Below are 4,763 nucleotides of genomic sequence, written 5' to 3' on the forward strand. Positions count from 1 at the left end.
GGTGATGCCGGCATCGAGCTGGGCGGCGTCGCGGCCCATGATCGCGATGTCGTCGCCGTCCCCGCCAGCGAACACTTTTGTTGCGCCGGCCTTCTTCAGCCGGCCGACCAGCCCGATCTGGTTGTCGAGCTGCGGCCGGAACGTGTCGACGAAGACCGGCTTCAAGGCAGCCTGCTCGGCCGCGGCGCGAAAGGTCTCGGCCATCTCGCGCCCATAGATGGTGCCGTCATCGACGATGGCGAACAGGTCGTCGCGCCAGAGCTGGGTAAGCTTGGCGGCGACGGCGTTGCGCTCATCGTCGCCGCGCGGGCCGAGCCGGTAGACCGGCCAGCCGGTCTTGGCGCGCCGGTCGGTCAGGCTTTCGGTGCGCACGCCGACGGTGATGACCGCGATGTTGGCATCCTTCAGGGTGGGCAGCGCGGCCTCGATCGCCTCGGTGCAGAGAAAGCCGACCACGACATTGACCTTGGCGTCGACGAATTCCTTTGCCGCCGCGGCGCCGCCGTCAGCGGTGCAGGTGTCGTCCACGACCTTGATGGCGATGCCGTTTGCTTCCGCCGCCATGCCTGCGCCGGCCTCGATCTGCTTGCCCAGGATAGCCGACGGACCGGAAAGCGGAGCGGCGACGCCGACCAGCATCTCGGCGTCGGCGCTCGCGGCCAGCGACAGCCAGAGCAGCGCGGCTGATGTCGTCGTGAGAAGACGCATTCGGGCTAAGAGATCCTCCATGCCGGGAATACAGTCCCGACACTATTCCAGGAAATGCCTAAAGGCTGGCTAAGCGCCGCGCAACACGCGAATTTGCGGATTGCAGTCAAGCACTTCGCCTGTGCACTGCAACTTGTGGCGTGCAATATGCCGCCATATATAACGAGCTGGTTTCGACAGGTGGATTATCGGGTGCTGAAGATCAACGATATCGGGCCGCAGCACTATCGCGATGCGATGGCGCATTTTGCCGGCCATGTGCATGTGGTGACGACGGACGGGCCCGGCGGCAAACGGGGCGCGACGGTGATCGCCGCCTGTTCGGTCTCGGACACCCCGCCGACGGTGCTGGTCTGCCTCAACCGCGAGAACGCCAAGAACGATGCTTTCATCAAGAACGGCAAGTTCGCGCTGAACACACTCGCCTCGGATCAGGAAGCGGTATCGGTCGGCTTTTCCGGCGTCACCGGCCTGCCGGCGGAAGAGCGCTTCGCGCTGGCGGAGTGGGATGTGATCTCGACCGGCGCGCCGACCCTGAAAGGCGCGCTTGCCGTGTTCGACTGCGAGATCATCGATGCCAAGGATTTGGCCACCCACCGTGTGCTTTTTGGCAAGGTGACAGGCCTGCGCATCGGCGATAATTTGCGGCCGCTGATCTACCACAACCGCGGCTATCACGTTCTGTGAAACGGGCGGGCGGGATCCACGGAGACGAGATGACCGCGCCGCGCCCCGCGCCGAAATCGATCGACGAAACGCTCGATCTTTTGACCGGCGCGGACTATGTCGCGGACCGCTCGCTGGCGACCGTGCTGTTTTTATCGCTGCGCATGAAGCGGCCCTTGTTCCTCGAAGGCGAGGCGGGCGTCGGCAAGACCGAGATCGCCAAGGTGCTGGCCGACGCGCTCGGCCGCCGGCTGATCCGCCTGCAATGCTATGAGGGGCTTGACGTCTCCTCGGCCGTCTATGAGTGGAACTACGCCGCTCAGATGATCGAAATCCGCATGGAGGAGGCGGCGGGCAAGGTCGTGCGCTCCGACATGGAGCGCAATGTCTTTTCCGAGAAATACCTGATCCGCCGCCCGGTGCTCGACGCACTGACCGGCAAGGCTGGCGCCGCTCCAGTCTTCCTGATCGATGAGCTCGACCGCACCGACGAAGCGTTCGAGGCGTTCCTGCTCGAGATCCTGTCGGACTTCCAGGTGACTGTCCCGGAGCTCGGCACGATCAAGGCGGAAGAGCCGCCGATCGTCATCATCACCACCAACCGCACGCGCGAGATCCACGACGCGTTGAAGCGGCGCTGCCTCTATCATTGGGTCGACTACCCGAACGCCGAGCGCGAGCTGGAGATCGTGCGGCGTAAGGTGCCGCAGGCGAACCGCCGGCTGTCGGCGGAGGTCGTGTCCTTCATCCAGAAGCTGCGCCAGGTCGAGCTGTTCAAGGCGCCCGGCGTCGCCGAGACCATCGATTGGGCCGGCGCGCTCACCGAGCTCGACAAGGTGGCGCTCGATCCGGAAACCGTGTCCGACACGATCGGCGTGCTTTTGAAATACCAGGACGACATCGCCCGTATCGGCGAGGGCGAGGGCCGGCGCATCCTCAATGAGGTGAAGGCCGAGCTGTCGGCGGCGGAGTAGGCGCGATGCCGTCGCCGCGTCCGGACCCCAAAGAAGCGACCGCTGACGGGCGCATCGCCGACAACATCGTCTATTTCGCGCGGGCGCTGCGCAAGGCCGGCATGCGCGTCGGCCCGGCCTCGGTGAAGGACGCCATCGAGGCGGTGCTTGCCGCCGGCATCGGCTCGCGCGACGATTTCTATTGGACGCTGCATGCGGTGCTGGTGTCGCGGCACGAGGATCATCCGGTCTTCGACGAGGCCTTCCGCCTGTTCTGGAAATCGCGCGAGCTGATCGAGAAATTGCTGGCGATGTTTTCGCCGATCGCGCCGGACAACGCTGAAAAGCAGAAGCCGCGGGTGGCCGAGAACCGCGTCAGCCAGGCGATGTTCGAAGGCCACCACAAGAACCAGCCGGTGCGAGAGGTGCCGGAGATCGAAGTCGACGCGCGCCTCACCTTTTCCGGCAACGAGGTGCTGCGGGGCAAGGATTTCGCCCAGATGGATGCGGCGGAGATGGCCGAAGCCAAGAAGGCGATCGCGGCCTTGCGGCTGCCCTTCGATCTCGTCCGCACGCGGCGCTTCAAGGCTGACGCACAGGGGCGCCGCATCGACCCGCGCGCCATGATGCGCTCGGCCGCCCGCACCGGAGGCCAGCTTATCCTGCCGAAATTCCGCTCGCCGCGCGAAGTGCATCCGCCGCTGGTCGTACTGGCCGACATTTCCGGCTCGATGAGCCAGTACACGCGCATCTTTCTGCATTTCCTGCATGCCCTCACGGAAAAGCGCCGGCGCGTGCATGCCTTCGTCTTCGGCACGCGGCTGACCAACCTGACCCGCCAGATGCGCCATCGCGATCCGGACGAGGCGCTGGCCGAATGCTCGGCGGCGGTGAAGGACTGGTCGGGCGGCACACGCATCGGCGATACGCTTGCCGAATTCAATCGGCTGTGGTCGCGGCGCGTGTTGGGGCAGGGCGCCGTGGTGCTTCTCATCACCGACGGGCTGGAGCGCGACGACGTCACAGGCCTTTCGCAGGAGATGGAGCGGCTGCATAAATCCTGCCGGCGGCTGATCTGGCTCAATCCGCTGTTGCGCTTCGATGGGTTCGAGGCGCGCGCGCGCGGCGTCAAGGCGATGCTGCCCTATGTCGACGAGTTCCGGGCGGTGCACAATCTCGATGCGCTGGCCGATCTCTGCGCCTCGCTTGACCAGCGGCCGGCGGCTTCGGTCGATCCGCGCCGCTGGCTGCAAACTGGCGGGAGGCGTGCCGCGTAGCCATATGTTTCCTTAGGGGGGAACTGAAGTTCCCCTGAAAAACCGACTTTGTGAGAAGCGACGATGGATGAGAGCATTTATCTCGACGAGGCCCGCGATCCCCTGATCATCGCGGAAGGCTGGATGAAGGACGGCAAGGATGTCGCCATCGCGACCGTGGTCGAGACCTGGGGTTCGGCGCCGCGTCCGGTCGGCAGCCATCTTGTCATCGACGCCGAAGGGAACTTCCATGGTTCGGTCTCCGGCGGCTGCGTGGAGGGCGCCGTGGTGACCGAGGCGATCGACGTCATCGACAGCGGCAAGGCGAAGATGCTTGAGTTCGGCGTCGCCGACGAAACCGCCTGGCAGGTGGGGCTGTCCTGCGGCGGCCGCATCAAGGTCTATGTCGAAAGGCTGGGCTGACCGTCGTGGATCCGTATGTCCTGAAGACACTGAACGAAGAACGCCGCGCCCGCCGGGCGGCTGTGCTTGTCACCGACCTTGGCGATGGCCGTGACCGCATCGTGCGCGAGGGCGACCATGTCGCCGGCGATCTTGGGGCGGCGATCGCCGATGCGTTCCGCACCGGCAATTCGCGGTCGGTGGAGGCGGAAGGGCGGACGTTCTTCCTCAACGCGCATCTGCCGCGCCCGCGCCTCGTGGTGATCGGCGCGGTGCATATCAGCCAGGCGCTGGCGCCGATGGCCAGGATCGCCGGCTATCCCGTCGAGATCATCGATCCGCGCACTGCGTTTGCCACGCCGGAGCGCTTTCCGGACGTCGCGCTGCATGCCGAATGGCCGGAGGATGTGCTGAAGCGCGCGCCGCTCGACAGCTATACCGCGCTTGCCGCTGTCACCCATGATCCGAAGATCGACGATTTCGCGCTGAAGGCGGCGCTCGACGCCCGGTGCTTCTATGTCGGGGCGCTCGGCAGCCGCAAGACCCACGCCAAACGTGTCGAACGCCTGCTGGCGCTTGGCGCCGGCGCCGACCAGATCGCCCGCATCCATGCGCCGATCGGCCTCGACATCGGCGCGGCCAGTCCGGCCGAGATCGCCGTCGCCGTCCTGGCGCAAACCATCCACGCCTTCCGCTCGCGCGGCCTCGAAGCAAAAGGCGCCGTGGCGTGAAATTCGGGCCGGTTCCGATCGATGAGGCGGAAGGGGCGGTGTTGGCG

At 65.8% G+C, this 4,763-nt stretch carries 6 protein-coding genes; 5 read left to right on the forward strand and 1 reads right to left on the reverse strand.

The features are described from left to right. Positions 1-708, reverse strand: a 708-nt coding sequence (locus EOD07_RS22970) for an ABC transporter substrate-binding protein (RefSeq protein WP_206519527.1), incomplete at its 3' end; no start/stop codon positions are given. Positions 709-900: 192 nt separating this feature from the next. Here EOD07_RS22970 and EOD07_RS22975 point away from each other — a divergent pair. From EOD07_RS22975 to EOD07_RS22995, 5 genes are all read left to right on the forward strand, one after another. Beyond that, complete coding sequence (locus EOD07_RS22975; RefSeq protein ID WP_041008872.1) at positions 901-1,395, forward strand: flavin reductase; 495 nt, start codon at positions 901-903, stop codon at positions 1,393-1,395. Positions 1,396-1,424: 29 nt separating this feature from the next. Next, positions 1,425-2,348, forward strand: coding sequence for a MoxR family ATPase (locus tag EOD07_RS22980; RefSeq protein ID WP_041008673.1), 924 nt, complete (start codon positions 1,425-1,427; stop codon positions 2,346-2,348). Between the two features lie 5 nt (positions 2,349-2,353). Next, positions 2,354-3,604, forward strand: a complete 1,251-nt coding sequence (locus EOD07_RS22985) for a VWA domain-containing protein (RefSeq protein WP_127237089.1) — start codon at positions 2,354-2,356, stop codon at positions 3,602-3,604. Between the two features lie 63 nt (positions 3,605-3,667). Then, positions 3,668-4,006 carry an XdhC family protein gene (locus EOD07_RS22990; RefSeq protein WP_040981220.1) on the forward strand — a complete coding sequence of 113 codons (339 nt, stop codon included), beginning with the start codon at positions 3,668-3,670 and terminating at the stop codon, positions 4,004-4,006. 5 nt (positions 4,007-4,011) lie between these two features. Continuing rightward, a complete protein-coding gene (locus EOD07_RS22995; RefSeq protein ID WP_127237090.1) occupies positions 4,012-4,716 on the forward strand; it encodes an XdhC family protein in 705 nt (234 codons plus the stop codon). The last annotated feature ends 47 nt before the right edge of the window (positions 4,717-4,763 follow it).

This window comes from Mesorhizobium sp. M2C.T.Ca.TU.002.02.1.1 (assembly GCF_003997225.1).

Excerpts from the sequence above, each read along its gene's own strand:
- EOD07_RS22980 (WP_041008673.1), top strand. The coding sequence starts at position 1,425 with ATGACCGCGCCGCGCCCCGCGCCGAAATCGATCGACGAAACGCTCGAT.
- EOD07_RS22985 (WP_127237089.1), top strand. The coding sequence starts at position 2,354 with ATGCCGTCGCCGCGTCCGGACCCCAAAGAAGCGACCGCTGACGGGCGC.
- EOD07_RS22990 (WP_040981220.1), top strand. The coding sequence starts at position 3,668 with ATGGATGAGAGCATTTATCTCGACGAGGCCCGCGATCCCCTGATCATC.